The 15,120-nt window shown below is 67.1% G+C and carries 17 protein-coding genes, 1 tRNA gene and 2 pseudogenes; 9 read left to right on the top strand and 11 right to left on the bottom strand.

The features are described from left to right. Positions 1 to 804, bottom strand: an 804-nt coding sequence (locus tag G6045_RS08715; RefSeq protein WP_165331263.1) for an AfsR/SARP family transcriptional regulator, incomplete at its 3' end; no start/stop codon positions are given. Between the two features lie 178 nt (positions 805 to 982). On the opposite strand from G6045_RS08715, the gene G6045_RS08710 reads away from it, so the two are divergent. The 6 genes from G6045_RS08710 (at position 983) to G6045_RS08685 (ending at position 6,144) form a co-directional block, all read left to right on the top strand. Further along, positions 983 to 1,624, top strand: coding sequence for a hemerythrin domain-containing protein (locus G6045_RS08710; protein ID WP_165331262.1), 642 nt, complete (start codon positions 983 to 985; stop codon positions 1,622 to 1,624). Between the two features lie 72 nt (positions 1,625 to 1,696). Beyond that, a complete protein-coding gene (locus G6045_RS08705) occupies positions 1,697 to 2,155 on the top strand; it encodes a DUF4267 domain-containing protein (RefSeq protein ID WP_165331261.1) in 459 nt (152 codons plus the stop codon). Positions 2,156 to 3,831: 1,676 nt separating this feature from the next. Next, a complete protein-coding gene (locus G6045_RS08700; RefSeq protein ID WP_165331260.1) occupies positions 3,832 to 4,173 on the top strand; it encodes a hypothetical protein in 342 nt (113 codons plus the stop codon). A gap of 83 nt (positions 4,174 to 4,256) precedes the next feature. Then, positions 4,257 to 4,778, top strand: coding sequence for a hypothetical protein (locus G6045_RS08695; RefSeq protein WP_165331259.1), 522 nt, complete (start codon positions 4,257 to 4,259; stop codon positions 4,776 to 4,778). A 231-nt stretch (positions 4,779 to 5,009) separates the two neighbouring features. Beyond that, positions 5,010 to 5,561 carry an SMI1/KNR4 family protein gene (locus G6045_RS08690; protein WP_165331258.1) on the top strand — a complete coding sequence of 184 codons (552 nt, stop codon included), beginning with the start codon at positions 5,010 to 5,012 and terminating at the stop codon, positions 5,559 to 5,561. 139 nt (positions 5,562 to 5,700) lie between these two features. Further along, positions 5,701 to 6,144, top strand: coding sequence for a DUF4279 domain-containing protein (locus G6045_RS08685; RefSeq protein WP_165331257.1), 444 nt, complete (start codon positions 5,701 to 5,703; stop codon positions 6,142 to 6,144). A 246-nt stretch (positions 6,145 to 6,390) separates the two neighbouring features. Here the strand turns inward: G6045_RS08685 and G6045_RS08680 are convergent, their stop codons facing one another. After that, positions 6,391 to 7,086, bottom strand: a complete 696-nt coding sequence (locus G6045_RS08680; RefSeq protein WP_328707704.1) for a hypothetical protein — start codon at positions 7,084 to 7,086, stop codon at positions 6,391 to 6,393. Between the two features lie 313 nt (positions 7,087 to 7,399). On the opposite strand from G6045_RS08680, the gene G6045_RS08670 reads away from it, so the two are divergent. Further along, the gene (locus G6045_RS08670) at positions 7,400 to 7,681 is read left to right on the top strand and encodes a hypothetical protein (RefSeq protein WP_165331256.1); all 282 of its coding nucleotides are present in this window, start codon (positions 7,400 to 7,402) and stop codon (positions 7,679 to 7,681) included. A 435-nt stretch (positions 7,682 to 8,116) separates the two neighbouring features. Here G6045_RS08670 and G6045_RS08665 read toward each other — a convergent pair whose 3' ends face one another. Beyond that, the gene (locus G6045_RS08665; RefSeq protein ID WP_165331255.1) at positions 8,117 to 8,419 is read right to left on the bottom strand and encodes a hypothetical protein; all 303 of its coding nucleotides are present in this window, start codon (positions 8,417 to 8,419) and stop codon (positions 8,117 to 8,119) included. A 227-nt stretch (positions 8,420 to 8,646) separates the two neighbouring features. Between G6045_RS08665 and G6045_RS08660 the strand changes: the two genes are divergently transcribed. Continuing rightward, positions 8,647 to 8,913 (top strand): hypothetical protein, encoded by a 267-nt coding sequence (locus G6045_RS08660; RefSeq protein ID WP_165331254.1) that lies wholly within the window; start codon positions 8,647 to 8,649, stop codon positions 8,911 to 8,913. On the opposite strand, the gene G6045_RS08655 is transcribed toward G6045_RS08660, so the two are convergent. The 7 genes and pseudogenes from G6045_RS08655 to gvpJ form a co-directional block, all read right to left on the bottom strand. Beyond that, positions 8,893 to 10,107, bottom strand: coding sequence for a M48 family metalloprotease (locus G6045_RS08655; RefSeq protein ID WP_165331253.1), 1,215 nt, complete (start codon positions 10,105 to 10,107; stop codon positions 8,893 to 8,895). The two genes, G6045_RS08660 and G6045_RS08655, sit on opposite strands and share 21 nt — an antisense overlap. A 299-nt stretch (positions 10,108 to 10,406) precedes the next feature. Further along, positions 10,407 to 10,943, bottom strand: a complete 537-nt coding sequence (locus G6045_RS08650; RefSeq protein ID WP_165331252.1) for a GNAT family N-acetyltransferase — start codon at positions 10,941 to 10,943, stop codon at positions 10,407 to 10,409. A 158-nt stretch (positions 10,944 to 11,101) separates the two neighbouring features. Next, positions 11,102 to 11,181 (bottom strand) — tRNA-Tyr (locus G6045_RS08645). Between the two features lie 79 nt (positions 11,182 to 11,260). Continuing rightward, positions 11,261 to 11,656: a hypothetical protein gene (locus G6045_RS08640; RefSeq protein ID WP_165331251.1), complete on the bottom strand. Its 396-nt coding sequence runs from the start codon at positions 11,654 to 11,656 to the stop codon at positions 11,261 to 11,263. 132 nt (positions 11,657 to 11,788) lie between these two features. Beyond that, positions 11,789 to 12,628 carry an alpha/beta fold hydrolase gene (locus tag G6045_RS08635; RefSeq protein ID WP_165331250.1) on the bottom strand — a complete coding sequence of 280 codons (840 nt, stop codon included), beginning with the start codon at positions 12,626 to 12,628 and terminating at the stop codon, positions 11,789 to 11,791. A gap of 102 nt (positions 12,629 to 12,730) precedes the next feature. Further along, positions 12,731 to 13,255, bottom strand: coding sequence for a hypothetical protein (locus tag G6045_RS08630; RefSeq protein WP_165331249.1), 525 nt, complete (start codon positions 13,253 to 13,255; stop codon positions 12,731 to 12,733). Positions 13,256 to 13,460: 205 nt separating this feature from the next. Beyond that, positions 13,461 to 13,751 (bottom strand): annotated as a pseudogene (gene gvpJ / locus G6045_RS08625) (gas vesicle protein GvpJ); the annotation flags it as partial. 335 nt (positions 13,752 to 14,086) lie between these two features. On the opposite strand from gvpJ, the pseudogene G6045_RS08620 reads away from it, so the two are divergent. Continuing rightward, positions 14,087 to 14,458 (top strand): annotated as a pseudogene (locus G6045_RS08620) (transposase); the annotation flags it as partial. Between the two features lie 9 nt (positions 14,459 to 14,467). Here G6045_RS08620 and G6045_RS08615 read toward each other — a convergent pair. Then, the gene (locus tag G6045_RS08615; protein WP_165331248.1) at positions 14,468 to 14,905 is read right to left on the bottom strand and encodes a VOC family protein; all 438 of its coding nucleotides are present in this window, start codon (positions 14,903 to 14,905) and stop codon (positions 14,468 to 14,470) included. Positions 14,906 to 15,120: the final 215 nt, after the last annotated feature.

Below are 15,120 nucleotides of genomic sequence, written 5' to 3'. Positions count from 1 at the left end.
GGGTAGGGGCTCGGCCTGGGGTGCGGGCGGAGGAGGGACGGCTGCGCGCAGGATGTCCGTGCGCTGGGTGAGGATCGCCTGTTCCAAGGCCATCAGGTCCGGGCCGGGATCGAGGCCGAGCTCGTCGGCGAACACGGCGCGGGCGCGACGGAGCGTGGCCAGGGCGTCGGCCTGGCGGCCGCTGCTCCACAACGCGAGGGCGTGCAGGCGCCAGCCCTCCTCGCGCAAGGGTGCGTCTCGGGTCAGGCCCTGCGCCTCGGGCACCACCGCCGCGGGGTCGCCGAGCCGCAGTCCCGCCGCGGTCCGCAATTCCCGGGCCACCAGACGGAGTTCGTCCAGCCGTGCGGTCTCGGCGGCGGCCCAGGGCTCATCGGCGACCTCGGCGAACGCCGGGCCCCGCCACAGTGCAAGGGCCTCGTCGAGACGGGCGTATGCGACACGGGGATCGGCGCACGTACGGGCCTCGTCGAGTAGGTCCTCGAAGCGCCAGGCGTCCACCGCCTCGGGCGGCAGCCGCAGTGCGTAGCCGGGTGAGGCGCTCACCAGCAGGCGTGCCGGTGTCCGCGGCGGGCGGCCGGGTTCCAGGAGGCGGCGCAGATTCGACACATACGCCTGCAACGAGGCCAGGGCGCGCGACGGCGGTTCGCCTCTCCACAGGTCCTCGACCAGCCGGTCGACCGGCACGACCTGCCCGCGCGCCGCCACGAGCAGGGCCAGAACACCGCGCTGCCGGGGGCCCCCGAGCGGCACTGACCCACCGCCGGCCTCGGCGGCGAACGACCCCAACACCCGTACCAAGACCATGAGGTGATCCATCGTACGCGCGTTCGCTGCACGCGTTCACTGCACAGGTTCGCACGCGTTCCAAGTCGACTCCAAGAGCCCTCCAAGACCCCGGGAGCAGTCTTCATCACATCGAACGAAAGACGGCCCGGAGCACACCGACAAAGGGCCGCACCAGACGGATGAGGGGCAAGAGCAGATGAGCGTCAACACGCAGGACATGGAGATCGTCCACCGCGCCTTCCGCCGTGAGACGCGGCTGCTGATGGAGCTCGTCGCGGCAGTCACCCCCGGCGACACCGCCCGCGCCAAGGTGATCGCCGATCACTTCCGCGACTACCGGCTGGGGTTGAAGAACCACCACGAGGGCGAGGACGAGCTGCTGTGGCCGCTGCTCCTGGCCCGGGTCGATCTGGAGGCGGACATCGTCCTGCGCATGGAGGCCCAGCATGAGCGCGTCGAGGCCACATTGTCCCGCCTCGACGCCGCGTTCCCGGCGTGGGAGGCCGAGGCCGGAGCCGGCGAGCGAGACACTCTCGTGGCGGCTCTCGCCGATCACCGTGCGGTCCTGCTCGAGCACCTCGACGACGAGGAGGCCACGCTTCTCCCGCTCGCGGCCAAGCACCTCACCGAGCAGGAATGGGCCTCCCTGGGGGACCACTTGGTGGCCCACACGCCCAAGCTCACGCTGCTCACGCTCTTCGGCCTCGTTCTGGAGGACGCGAACCAGGCCGAGCGCGCAACTCTCCTGTCGGCCCTCCCCGCACCGGTACGCGGCATCTGGCACGTGATCGGCCGCCCCCGCTACGCCCGCCACATCCGCCGGGTCCGCGCGGCCTGAACCGGCCCATTCCCCTTGGTACTTGTTCCCTCCCGCTACTTCCTCCCGCCCGAACTTCGCAAGGAGACCACTATGAAGCTCAAGACCGTCAACACCGCCGTGACCGCTGCCCTCGTCCTCTTCACCTTCTGGTTCGGCGGACAGTTCATCCTGACCCCCGAGACGGTTGCGCCGACCTTCGGCCTGCCGAGCTGGCCCTCCGGCGACGGCGGCGGTTTCCTGATCCTGAAGGGCATCCGCGACGTCGGGAGCGGCCTGGTCATCGGCGTCCTGCTCCTGACCGGTCACCGCCGCGCCATGGCCTGGGCCCTGCTGACCGAGTCCCTCATCCCCTTCGGCGACATGAGCAACATCCTCGCCCACCAGGGCTCTACAGCCGCGGCGTTCGGCGTCCACGGCCTGACCGCGGTGACGATGGTCATCCTCGGCCTCCTGCTCCTGCGCGAGACCCGCAAGACCACTCCGGTCCCGGCCCCGGCCCCGGCTCCGGCGTCCGTCGGGGCGACGACTCCGGTCCCCGCGATGCGGTGAATGTAGGACGCGAAACCTGCTGAACGCCTCGACCTACTCGGTCGGGGCGTTCTCTTGTCGGCCCGGGTAGATCCGCCGGTCGGAAGAACTGCTTTGGAAGATCGCGTACGTGGGGAGCACCTGAGCTGGCACCTCGCTGACCGGTGCGTTCCCGGCCGTCTCCCTGACTTTCCCCGTGGCTACCCGTCGTTCGCCAACCGATCGGGCACGCGGAGGGCACGCATGGCTCAGCGCCCGTACGTTGATGGGCAGTTCAGTTCGCGACGCCGAGAGCGAGGGAGCAGTCTGGTGAGGCGCCGCTCGCTGGCTGCGTGAGGGCAGCGAGATGAATGGCTGGAGAGCCTGACCGTCCTGCCGGCACGAGGCACCTCAGGCGATTGGTACGGGCGCACGCAACGGGAACTCCCGGTTATCCGTTGCCCGATCGCCCGTCTGTGCAGCACCGGGATTGCAGCTGAGAGTGACGATACCTGGGCTCAGCCGCCCGTCTCAATGGCCAAGGGAAGCCCCTCGATCCGTACGCCGACGATCCAGTCGCTGAGGTCTCCTGGCCTGGTCAACCAGGCTGTCATGATCAACTGCCGTCGGAGACGGTCGACGCGGTTGCTGTACTTCTCTGCTGTACCGCCAAGGCATGGAATCGACTGTCAGCGCGGACGACTACTCTCGGCGGCGCGTGGTCGGCACCCGGGGTATCCAGTTCTGCAGCGGCATCCCTGGTCTGCTTGGGGGTGGTCCGGTATCCAGTCCTCGGCCCAACGAGAACGCAGAAGCAGTCGCCTCGGAACTCCCAGCACTTAGTGCGGTCCCTCATTACTTCACCTCCCAGCCCTGTCCGGGCGTCTCACCTGCTGCGATGATCCGTCGGGGTCCGCGTTGGTTCGCCGCTGTGCGTCGGCGTTGTCACGCCGTTGGACACTCACTGTTCGGTTGGCTCGGCTGCCCAGGGATCCCATCGCTGAAGGGCATCAGCCTCGCTCAGCCCGAGCCTGCTTGCAGCGGTCCGCCGTTCTCGAACTTCGGACCAAGTCCTGGGTCGGTAGCCCGGGCCGTTGCAGCCGCACGAGTGGAAGGTGATCCCGGCTCGCAGTGTGGCATCCAAGGCACGCCAGGCCCGCTTGTCCCGACGCGGCGGTATCGCTATGTCGAAACCGGCATTGATCATCGGTGTGCGGCAGTGAGGGCAGAGGTGTTCACTATCCGGGTTCAGACTCTGCTTGAACGACAACCGGCAGGCCAAGCACACGAAGTGGCGCTTGTAGGTGGTCGCGTACCGACACATGCCCACAGCGTAGAGAGAACCTCGTTTAGTCGGCCATCGATTTGTTGATTGCCCGCTTTCCAGTTGTGTTGGTTGGTTGTTGGGGGTCGTTCATCGGCGTTCACCTGCGTACTCCTTGGGACGCTGAAGCGCTCAACGCGCCGCTGTGGGCCCCGTGACGCTCCTGGCCGCAGATGAATGAGACGGAAACTGAGACGGAGGCGTCCTCTCGATCTCGGGCGCGATAAATCCCTGGTCGACAGTGCGAGGGCTGTTCTACGGTCTACCTGCCTGCGTCGGCCGGCGCGCAGTAGACCCGCAGCTACCGGCCCGTTGTGGAGGGGACCAGCCCGTTCGAGCCGGGTGAGGTGGGCTGACATCCGCATTGAGCCGTCGAACGATCGGGAGTAATCCAATGTGGGACGGGGCGTTCTACCGCGTCCAACGTGACGGCTACGGGATGTGCTTCGTTCCTGACGCTGGAGTACCCCTCGACGAGATCGATGACGTCGACATGTGGGTGACCTTCGATGACGGGCAGCGCTGGTCGGGGACCATCTGCACCCTGGATGTCGTCCGCCGCGCCATGGACCGTTGGCAACAGACCGGCGAATGCCTCGGCGGCAGGTACTTCTATGACTGGGACGGACTGATCGTCCGTGACAGAGGCCTCCCCGGGATGATCGAGGTCATCGACGACCTGGTTCGGAGCGGCGACTACACGTGCGTCTTCCGTGAGGTCGAGACCGAACACTGAGCCCGACCAGCGGCGCATATCGTCAGCTTCCCTGGCGGAGGTAGGTTGATCACCGGTTGGCTGAGGCAGTGGGAGGAGCTGCTGTGACGGAGGTCGAGGTCCCGGGGCCTGAGCCCGACTGGCAGCCGGCTACACAGCCGCCTTACTACACCGGCAGGAATCCAGCCCATCAGTACAGCGTCTGGGAGCACTCTGCCCCGCTGTTCCAGATGATCGGAGTGCTGGCGCTGCCAGTGCAGCCCGTGGCCAAGCGGCTTCGTCTGGAAGTGGAGCGGTCGTGGGACGGGCTGGACGAGCTCGACGTCGTGCTGTTCCGGCTGAGGGGATTCAGCTTCGCGATCAGCAAGCACGACGGCAATCCGGCTGGAGTCTCGTATGTCTGGCTCACCGAGCCGCACGAGCAGGCTGACAAGGCCCTTGACACCCTTCTGGAGGTGGTCGGGATAGGGGAGAGCTCCGTCGTGCTCCGTGGAGACGCTCACGAGGTCCCAGAAGGGCGGACCCCCACGACGCAGGGCACGGGCCCTCCTGTTGAAGTCACGGACGTCACTTTGTCGACCTCTCTATGGGCACGATTCCGGCGTGCCATCGGCCGGACCCCGTAAGCGCCTTCGATGCTGGACAACGGTCTTGAATCCCGTCGTGGCGCGAGTCAGACCGTGGGTTCAAATCCCACACCCACCGCGCAGGTGAACGGCCTCTGATCAGGTGACACGTTGGCGGTCGTCTCCGTATCGGCTCCCCGTGAGCGACCGGTATTCCCCGTGGTTCCCCGCCAGGTAGGGCACGCGGGGGCAAGCCCGTCTCTGTCAGAGGTGCCTGGCAGGATCACGCCCGTGCCTGACATCCAAGACCTCATTCATCGGGTAGCAGCGAAGGCGAAGACCCCTCGTACTGCCTTGCCTGCCCCGGTCAGCGCCGAACAGCTGGCCACGGTAGAGGCTGAACTCGGCTTCCAGCTCCCGCCTCTGCTGGCGAGCCTGTATCGGGAGATAGCCAACGGCGGTTACGGCCCCGACTATCAGCTCTTGCCTCTGGTTGGCGCCGAACGCACCGTGCTGAGCGAGTACCACGCCGAACGATCGGCCTCGGCCGAAGAGGAGAGCCCATATTGGCCGGCTCGTGTGCTGCCGATCCTGGACTGGGGTTGCGCCATGTACGCCGCTGTCGACTGCAACAGCGAAGCCGGTAGGGTCCTGCTCTTCGAGCCGAACGGTGCAGAGGATGACGGGGTAGCCGCCTGGTTCATGGATGCCGAGTCTCTGGCGGACTGGCTCGAAACGTGGCTCTCTGGAACCGGCTGGTACCGGGAGGACGCTGATGAGGACGACCTGCCTGACCAGGAACTGCCTCGGTGGGAGCACGCTGCTTTCCGGATCATGGAGTGATACGTCGCCGAGGTTCGAGCTGAGGTCGGCGTAGCGCCTTTGGGAGGTAGAGAAACCTGTAACGGGCCCAGCCTTGGGCCTTGTCCGATCCCTGGAAATTGCGCGGTCATGAACGGGGCCGCCGGGTTACTCTGCCGCAATGCCGCTTCACCAGTACGTTTACTTCGCGCTGGTCAGCGCGCGCACCACGGCGCAAGAGATGACAGATTGGCTCGGCATCGAGCCGGATGAGATCGTTGCGCGCGGGCTCCGCGATCCCTCGATTCCGCTCCCTGCCAGCCATCGCTGGAAGATTGTGTGCCGCAAGCCGGGCCTGCGGGTCGACGAGCAGATTGACCGAGTCGTGGACCGCCTCCGCCAGCGTACCGGCCGTATCGCCGAGCTACTTGTTCGGCTGAATGCTGAGGAAGAGGGCGGGACTTCCGCTGTGCTGCAGGTTGTTCGCTATTTCACTGCTGAGGAACCCGCCACTCTCACATCGGATCATCCCAACCTGTTCGGTTGGCATCTGGATCCTGAAGTGTTGGCCTTCCTCGCTGCTACCGGGGCGACGCTGGACGTCGACGAATACGACATGACCTGAGAGTGAGCAGGCTTGAGGCGTTCGCGGCGGGATCCGGCCCGGCTCTCTGATCAGACGGAGGATACGAGATTCGAATGCGTGAGGGGTTGTCCCCAACATGCTTCCCAATTGTATTGGTGGGGTGGTAGGGGTCGTTCGTCTGCGTACTTCCCAGTCCTCCGAAGTACTTGGCGCGGTGCAGCGAACCTCCGTGAACGGTCCTGGCCGTGGCTGAATGAGACGGAAACTGAGATGGGCTGACGTTCTCTAGGGTCCAAGCCTGTCCACATTCCAGTCCTGCGGCAGGACTTCGTTGCAGAAGGCGCAGACGAAGTCCGCCTCACGCACGATGTTGATCTGCTGGCACGATGAACAGCGGCGGAATACCACCTCGTGCGTGAAGCCGGACGGTCGGCTGACACCAACCCGGTCCAGAGCTTCAGCAACGGCCGGCCACGAGCTGCCGTCCGGGCAGTAGCCAGTCGACTGGTTACTGACCTCCGCGACCGTCCACTTGCCTGACTCATGCTGGAAGCTGATCTCGCCAGCGCTCAGGACCTTCTTGCCGCCAGCGCATGTGACATGCTCGCTGCGGCGTGACGCGAGTCGTAGGGTCCCAGTGCCATCGACTACAAAGGTGAAGGGCTCAGCCCACTCTTCCGCTTCCCGGAGTGATGCCCACTCGTCGAAGTCGGTTGGCGAGCGCACGCTGTGGCCCTCGCCTCCCGGCCGGATCAGGGTCTTCAAGTCGGCAGGGCCAACGTAGCGATAGCCCGTTCGCCGCTGTTCGTTGCCTGACTCGTGCGAGGGGTTCGGCACGAACCGACTCAGCTGATAGGTGCTCTGCTGTACCGGACGGCGACAGAGCGTGTCGATTCGGATCATTGACTCGTCGACTCGTGCTTCCTGAAGGCGGCGCAGGTGCGCTCGCAACTCTGCTTTGTCGCCAGTCTCAATGACCACCTGCCACCGACCCTTGTCCGGTGTAGTGCGCGCAGCCAGCCGCTGATTCAGGGCCTCTTGGCGCCGCTTCCTCTTTCCCTGACCTGGCATCCGCCCAGAATTGCTGGTCGCCGTCAGGTCAGCAAGAGAATTGAAGCGAGCACTAGAGCCCGAATCTTGGGCGCAGTGGTCGCTGAGGCATCCTGGGCTGCTCAGGCAGCTCGTGAGGGGCAGTTGCGGTCGATTCTGGCCGGCACGGTTGCTGTCCAGCCCTGCTGTACCGAAGCGTCAGCCGACCAGGAGTGCCTGCCGGCGGCATGGCATGTTGAGGGCCATGAATGAGGCGATAGACCTGCGCAACCCGGCCGGTATCCGAGCGGGAGACGTCTACGAAGACTGCTCCTTTCACCCTGTTCTGTGCACCGAGATAGACGATGACGGCGACGCGGTTCTGAGCGGCATTTCGCTCATCGACGGGAGCTTTCCGCGTTCGTGCGACGCCCGGTACTGCTCCCCGATCCGTATCCCGGTCGAGGAAGTCATGACCATCAAGCGGGATCTGGAAGGCTACGTGCGCCGACGGAAGGCCGAACTGGACCTGCTTGACGGCGCATGAAGCGGTCGTGAAAACCGTCGTGGCGCAAGTCACCATGGGTTCAAATCCCACACCCACCGCGCAGGTGAACGGCCTCTGATCAGGTGACACGGTCCGGGGTCGTCGCTGTGTCCGCTCCCCGTGGCTGACCGGTGTTCCCGTGGTTCCCCGCTCGTACGGGCACGCGAGGGGTACGGACCTCCAGCGAAGGCTGTGCATAGCCTGATCCGAAACAGATGCCAGGGCTTGACGCCTAACCAGGTCTTGAACGCGTTCAATTTGCGTGGCAGGGTGGCGCAGCACGCGGCGAGGGACTGGGGGAACCGAGATGGGGATTGCTCGCCTTGGCAGAGTGTTGGGTGCCTCACTAGCGAGCGGCGTGCTGTGCGCACTGCTCTCCAGTTGCTACAGCCTTGCCGTCGCTATCCACGATCCGCCGCAGCCTCCGGGCACACCTCAGGCCATCGCCGACGACCACCTCGTCGGCACCTGGCAGGACGAGACGGGCGGCACCATCACGTTCGCTGCGAACGGCACCTTTGCCGCCACGAAGGTCTGCGGCGACTTCGCGGACTGGACGGGCGACTCCTCCGAGCCCGCGAGCAAGTCGAGAACCGGAAAGGGGTTGTGGGAGACCTGGACGCCTTCCGGCGCGTCCGTCGCCAGAACTGAAATAACGATCCGATTCTCCAACTCGGCGGTGTCCTCGCAGTACGAAACCGGAGGAACTTCGAGATCTCCCCAGCTCTGGGTGTACATGGGGAACCTGGACGACTACGACTTGTGCGTCTTGACTCGGCGTATCGGGTCGACGGAGTCTCGATAGTGCAGGAACAAGCCGCCACTGGCGCCGGGAGCGATGAATGCGTCACGTTGCCACGCGCAGACTGCCAGACCCAGCGCCTGACCCGAGACTCGATCCCTATCGCCACGCAGCCGCCATGGTCTTCGACGGCGACGAAATGGCGGGTCACCTAGGACTCCGGGTGGTCGTTTGGTGGGAGCAGTCCGGCCCCTTCTGGCGCAGGCGCTGGGAGAACGTGCAGGAACTGCCTTGGTGGGGCCTGCTGCGGACGGCTACTGCACACGTGGCGCTCCCGTTCGAGTTCGCGGACGGCATCATCCCTCACGATGCGCTGACCGACGAGCTCCAGGAGTGGGACGAAAACTGCTTCCCGCTCCGAGGCGCCAACCTCCGCCTCCAGTGGGAATGTAGAGCGGAGCAGGCGCTCTTACTTCCGCCGCATCCGTAACGGCCCCCGGGCCGCGACCGCCGCGATAGCGCGGGCCAGTTCGCGGTCGATGGCTTCGGCTTGCTGCCGGGTGCACGTGACGCGCGGCTCGTCGTAGGCGCGTTGTTCGGCCAGGGCCAGGCGCAGATGGGTCGGTGGGTGGGTGTCGTCCTCGTAGTGCCACTTCAACTGGCTGACCCGCAGCAGTCGTTCGCGTTCGTGGTCGGGCAGGTCGAGGGCTGCGCGGGCCGCCTCGCGCCAGGGCTTGCGGCGCCAGTCGAGCAGGCCGTCCATGAGTAGGGCGTCGAGCGCCTCCACGGCCCGGTCGGCGTGCAGCAGCCGCTCGGTCAGACCGTGCGCGGCTTCGCTGGAGGCGGTGCGGGCGGCGAGTTCGTCGGCGAGGAACTCCGCGCGGGTCGCGTCGCGCAGGCTGAGCCGATCGATCAGGCGGAGCAGGCCGTCGGCTGCGTACCACGGCCAGCGCAGCACACCGTGCCCGAACCAGTACCGCAGCCGCCCGCCGCGCCACCGGCCCGGATCGAGCCAGTGCCGCCACCAGGCCAAGGTGCCGAGGGCGTTGCCGACGACCAGGCCGTGGCGGGTGTCGCCGTTGGTGAAGTGACCCAGCTCGTGGCCGAGCAGGGCGACCCGTTGCTGTGGCGTGAGCGTCTCCCAGAGGGTGAGCCCGACACACAGCAACCGCTGCCGGGGCCGGCGCGAGGTCACGTACGCATTGAAGCCGGGCTCGAGGACGACGAGGTCCACGCCACGCGTGCCCACCTCCCGCGCCACCTTGTCGAGCAGCGCGAACAGACGAGGGGCGGCCTGCCGGTCGAGGGTTGGCAACTCCGGGTGCAGCGGCGGCACCCAGGGGCGCAGCACCGCCGAGAAGAACAGCAGCGCGAGGCCGAGCGAAAGACTGAGCGGGTTCCACCAGCCGGTGACGAGCAGCGCCACCGCCCCACCCGCGAGCCCCACGGACGCTCCGACGACGCCACAGGACAGGGCGTACGCAGCGATCCGCGCAGCCGTCCAGCGCGAGCGGCGCCCGAAGTCACCGGTCCTGACCAGCTCCTGGTAGACCTCCTCGGCCCGCTGACCGGCGACCTCGGCGCGCCGCTCGGCGGTGCGGTCGAGGCCGAACACGAACAGCTCGGGCGCCACGTTCCAATCGCAGGCGCGGCACCAGACCACATGGTCCTCATGCACCGGCATGCCGGCCCCGCACTGCGGACACGGCTCGCTCTCGACGCGCCTGGTCTCCATCGTCGGCCCCCGCTCTCAAGCTCCCCAGGACAACGACGCGTTGGGGACCCGAGCGGTTCACGCGTGTTGCGACCTGATCGGACAGCGCCTGTGTCCGGACGGCGATCTGCTGCCGTATTACGGCTGGTGGGGGTCGGGTGTTGTCGAGTGGGCGCGAGCGGGCCGCCGGCGGTTTTCCTGTCGAACGCGAGCGGGGCGCCGCCCGGTTTCTCGGGTGAACGGTAGCGGCCCGCCGCCCGGTTTCTCAGTCACATGGGGAGCGACAGCAGCTGTACGGGACCTGCAGGCCAGCGAGCGTCATCCCGCAGCGGCGTCACCATCGTCCGCAGCGGCATGATCACCCGTCGGCCCTCGGGTTGCTCGACGCGTACGTCCTCGTTGAGCGGGTGCCATCCGAGGCGCTGGTAGAGCGGCACGAGGGGAGGCCGGCAGAACAGGAGCGCGTGCTCGGGCCCCATGGTGCGGGCGTGCTCCAGGGCGGCGGTGACGACGAGCCGCGCCAGGCCCTTGCCTTGCATGTCGGGCGCGACGGCCACCCCGCCGACGCCCACCACCTCTGTTCGTGCACCGCTGATCGCGACGGGAAGCCGCAACAGGCCGGCGTGCGCCACGAGCCGGCCTTCGAGTCTGATGCCGAAGTGGTCCTGCTTGGGCAGCCAGGTCAGTCCGGTCGAGGCGACCCCGAAGGGGTCGTCGCCGGTGCCGAGGATCTCCTCCAGGTCCGTTTTCGTGTACGCGGCGAGGCGCACCACGGCCGGTGGGTGAGGGGAGCGGTTCGCAGGCATGACCACATCTTGATCGCGCCGACGGCCCTGGGCCAAACGCGATCGAGCCGCCCGCCGGAGTTCCCCCGTGGCGGACGGCTCGCGTCAGCAAGGTGTCCAGAGATCAAAGGCGGTGACGGCAACGTAAGCGTCTTGGGCCGCTAGACGACACCGGCCGGGGCCGGCGACGGGATTCGAACCCGCGTTGCTCTCTTTACAGGAGAAGTAGCCGCAACCTGCGCACCTGAACGACGCCAACGGTAGCCGGATACCGCCCATATGGCACCCGAGTTTCGGGCCCCGCGCCTTCGCCGCACGCACGGTGGCCGGCCAGAGTGTCAGCAGCTGGAGGAGGTGCTGATACAGATGCCGGTCACCGTGTAGGCAGAGCCGAATTGATGGGCCGAGTTCGGCGGCAGGCACATGTTCCAGACTGCTCCGGTGGAATTGGTCTGCACGCGCAGGTGAGCCACGTCGTCGTTGCGGGTGTTGAGGACCATGTCGGCGCCCTTGCTCGCGGAGCCGAGGTTCTGCCAGCTGCTGGTGAGGTCCTGGAACCCGGCGTTCGGGTCCTTCGCGTTCCAGTCCGACATGGTGAGGTAGAAGCAGACGCGGGGGTAGGCGCAACCCCGGGTGGGCGATTCAGCGGCCGTGGCCGAAGGCGCGAAGGTGAGTGAGGCGGCGGCGAGCGCAGCGGCCCCGAGGACAACGGCAGACCTGCGGATGGCGTACATGTGGGTGACCCTGACGCAGAAACCCTGTACAGACCTTGCAGAACCCTGGAAGGTGCCGACCGCAGCCCGGCTTTCATCGGCTCAGGCGGCGTTCGGCACGTGCGGCCGGAAGCGCCCGCTGAACGCGGCGTCTCAGGACAGGAAGTCCTTCAACAGGCGGTTGACCTCGGCCGGTTGCTCGGTGGGCAAGGAATGATGGGACGCCTGCTCGAGCACGGTCACGGTGGCGTGCGGCAGCAGCTTGCGGGCCGTCGCGGCTACTTGGAGCGTGTCGTGGGCTTTGCTGCGGCCGGCGAGGAGCACCAGCGTCTCGACCGAGGAGGCCTTGAGGTCTTCCGTGCGCGGGCGCCGCATGCGGATGGCCTTGGGGCGCGGGGCGTCGGCCGTGGCGGCGAGGAACTCCTGCCAGAGCGGGTTTTCGGGAAGGCTCCCGGTCTCCCAGCGGTGGAAGGCGAGCATGCGCCGAGCGGTGGGACGCGCGAGCATCGGCAGCGCGCGCAGCACGTAACCGCTGCGCAGCCCGGCGAAGCAGCCCGTCGGGTCAAGGAGCGCGAGCCGGCTGACCCGCTCCGGGGCGTGTAGCGCGTAGTTGAGAGCTGTCCAGGCGCCGTACGAGTGGCCGCACAGCTGGACGCTGTCCAACCCCAGTCCGTCGAGCAGCGCGTCGAGCCACGCTGTCAGATCTTTGCCACTCCGCAGCGCCAGCCCGTCGTTTGGGCTGTGCCCCAAGTCGCCGAGCAGGTCGACGGCGTATATGCGATGGTTTTCGGCGAGCGCCTCGGCGTTGGCGAACCAGGAGACCGAAGTGGTGCCGCCGCCCGGCAGGAGGACGAGCGGGGTGCCGCCTTCCGGCCCGCTGACGTGCGTACGCGTGCGGCCGTAGGGGGTGGGGATGTCGACTGCCTCGACCTTTACGGGCCACTGCCCGAGGACCGCGTCGTACGCCGCGAAGAACGCCTTGCTGTCAGCCACCTGTTGCCCTCTCACCGGGATTGTCCGACGGTCGGCAGTCTCGCTGAGGAACGTTCCCGTCCGCTGGGAAAGCGCCCGTACTGCGGAATGTGAGGTGCCTGCTCAGTGCCCGCCCTTCGGGCGCTCGCACCCGCCTTCCAGGTACACGCCGTGTTCCTCGAGCTGGACTCCCTGGGGACGGACGCTGCCGTCCAGGCAGACCCCTGATGTGGCATGGGACAGGTCCAGTGTGAAGAGCACAAGCCCACCGGACTCGTAGAGGCCGAGCACCCGGGACTGCGGATAGTCGAGTGCCCGAAGCGTGTCCTGAACCCCCGCCGCACTCGGGACCTTCTGCTGCGACAACGCTCCTTGCAGGCGCTCGCGATGCGCCGCACCTTCGCACGCGCCACGCGGTGACAACCGGAGCGTCTGCAAATAGCCGTGATTCTCCGCCCACTTGGGGTTCTCCGGCATCGACCCGTCGCCCGCAGCCTGCGACTTCTCGGCAGAGGGCCGCACAGTGGACTTGTCCGCGCACTGGTCCTGGATGTCCTGCAGGGCGCCCGGAAGTTCAGGCTTGGCCGGAGATGCGGCAGCAGTTGGGGCCGCCTCGGACTCACCGGCAGCGGGCCCCGCTGCCACCATTGAATCCCCGCCTCGTCCGCCCGCGACCTGATCCCCACAGGCGCTGACCCCGAAAGCCCCCGCCACCAGGGCGGCAACCGCTAGGGCACGCGGCGCGCACACAGTTCGTCTCGGCATGCCGGCAGTATCCATCGACCAGCGTCGGAACGGCCCAGCTTCCTGCCGACTGGGCCGACGCGACAGGGGAGTTGGCTCACTCCAGCGACTCGGCCTTCCGGCTACGGCTGGGCTCATTGATGCCGCTGATCAGGTCGGGCAGGCCCGGACTCCGATGGGGGCCGGCTTCCAGGTCGAGGCGGTTGCAGGCCTCGGCGAAGCGCAGATACGTGTCGACACTGGCGACGACGATCCGGATGTCGATCTTGAGGATCTCGATGCCGACCAGGGAGACGCGGATGAACGCGTCGATGACGATGCCCCGGTCGAGGATGAGTTCCAGAACGTCGTAGAGGCCGCTGGTGCCGCCCGATCCACCGCCTTGCTGCGCCACAGTCATCCCTGTCGGCCCTCCTGATCAGTCGTTCGTGACGCAGGTCGGGCCAGCCCTACGCGGTTCGTTTGTGTCAGACGCCAGGCGCGCGCGACTCAACAGCAAGCTGCCCCGCGCGCGCCGGGCGTGTTCGGCCTGAGCCGTCGGGTGACCGCACTTGCGGCAGGCAAACGCAGGTGTGTCGTTCCTCTGCGCAGCCTGCTTGGCGTGCTGCCCCTGACGATGGCCGTGTGGCTTTGTCCACGAGGACGAGCAGCGAATGTTCACCGGTTCGAGAGGCGCCCACGCGGCTCGCTGAATCGAACAGGCCACGGTGTCTCCGACTGTCCCCGCTCCCTGTGGGGGGCGGGGACTCTGTGTTCGGCACCGCCGACCGCCTCGCCGGCTTCGGCGGCGTCGCCCCGGAGCCCCGCGATTCCGGGAAACTGAGCGGGAACCTGCACCGCCCGCAGCGATACAGCCGCCGCCTCCAACGCGTCTTCTACACCTCGGCGTTATTCAGCATCCGCCCCTGCGAGGAACCCCGGCGCTTCTACGATCGCAAACGTGCCGAAGGCAAGCGCCATACCCAGGCAGTCCTGGCTCTCGCTCGCCGCCGCGTCAACGTCCGCTGGGCCCATCTGCGCGACGGACGGCGCTACGCGCCAGCTCCGCCGGCAAGGGCTGCCGCAGAGGAAGGGACGCGACACGCTGCGCGCGGCCAGTTGGTCTGACCGACCCCGTCAGACCAGGCAAAACTCGTTACCTTCCGGGTCTGCCATCACCACGTGATCCGGCCTGCCCTGCAACTCGTACTCGCGGACCACGGTCGCGCCCGCAGCGGTCAACCGCTCCACCGCCTCGACCACGCGCGGCCAGCGCACCTCCCACGGGGTTTCACGGCCGCCACCAACTCGCACGTCGACATGCAGCCGGTTCTTCGCCACCTTCGGCTCCGGCACCTTCAGGAAGGACAAGGTGGGGCCCACGCCGTCCGGATCTGAGAGGTACGCCCCGTCATCCCACTCGTCCTCCGGAACCTCATGATGCGAGAACCACTCCTCCCAGCTCCCGAACCCTGCGGGCGCGGGCTTCTCCTCGTAGCCCAACGCCAGCGCCCAGAAAGCGGCCAGTTTCCCCGGGTACGCGCAGTCGATCGTCAAGCTCCACTTGGTGCCCATGAGCCCTCCCCAGTCGGATGAACGGACTGTACCGCGCACCTCCGACACCTCCTGCCCGCTACGGCCAAGGATCGATGACACAGGGTGACCTTGTCTGGGGAAGCGCGTCCTGACCCGCGAGAATCGAACAGCCACAACCCGCGGCGCCTCGCGAACTGGTGAACATCTCCTGCTCGATCGCGTGAACAAAGCCAGCTGTGGAAGCCCTCGTGGGC

Source organism: Streptomyces mesophilus (genome assembly GCF_011044995.1).
GTDB classification, from domain to species: domain Bacteria; phylum Actinomycetota; class Actinomycetes; order Streptomycetales; family Streptomycetaceae; genus Streptomyces; species Streptomyces mesophilus.
The sequence above is the reverse complement of the archived record's forward strand: the minus strand, read 5'-3'. Positions and strand labels throughout refer to the sequence as shown.

Coding starts and splice junctions, on each gene's coding strand:
- G6045_RS08665 (WP_165331255.1), bottom strand. CDS start 8,419: ATGTACACCCAGAGCTGGGGAGATCTCGAAGTTCCTCCGGTTTCGTAC.
- G6045_RS08655 (WP_165331253.1), bottom strand. CDS start 10,107: ATGCCGGTGCATGAGGACCATGTGGTCTGGTGCCGCGCCTGCGATTGG.
- G6045_RS08630 (WP_165331249.1), bottom strand. CDS start 13,255: ATGGTGGCAGCGGGGCCCGCTGCCGGTGAGTCCGAGGCGGCCCCAACT.
- G6045_RS08615 (WP_165331248.1), bottom strand. CDS start 14,905: ATGGGCACCAAGTGGAGCTTGACGATCGACTGCGCGTACCCGGGGAAA.
- G6045_RS08705 (WP_165331261.1), top strand. CDS start 1,697: ATGAAGCTCAAGACCGTCAACACCGCCGTGACCGCTGCCCTCGTCCTC.
- G6045_RS08685 (WP_165331257.1), top strand. CDS start 5,701: ATGCCGCTTCACCAGTACGTTTACTTCGCGCTGGTCAGCGCGCGCACC.
- G6045_RS08650 (WP_165331252.1), bottom strand. CDS start 10,943: ATGCCTGCGAACCGCTCCCCTCACCCACCGGCCGTGGTGCGCCTCGCC.
- G6045_RS08700 (WP_165331260.1), top strand. CDS start 3,832: ATGTGGGACGGGGCGTTCTACCGCGTCCAACGTGACGGCTACGGGATG.
- G6045_RS08640 (WP_165331251.1), bottom strand. CDS start 11,656: ATGTACGCCATCCGCAGGTCTGCCGTTGTCCTCGGGGCCGCTGCGCTC.
- G6045_RS08670 (WP_165331256.1), top strand. CDS start 7,400: ATGAATGAGGCGATAGACCTGCGCAACCCGGCCGGTATCCGAGCGGGA.
- G6045_RS08710 (WP_165331262.1), top strand. CDS start 983: ATGAGCGTCAACACGCAGGACATGGAGATCGTCCACCGCGCCTTCCGC.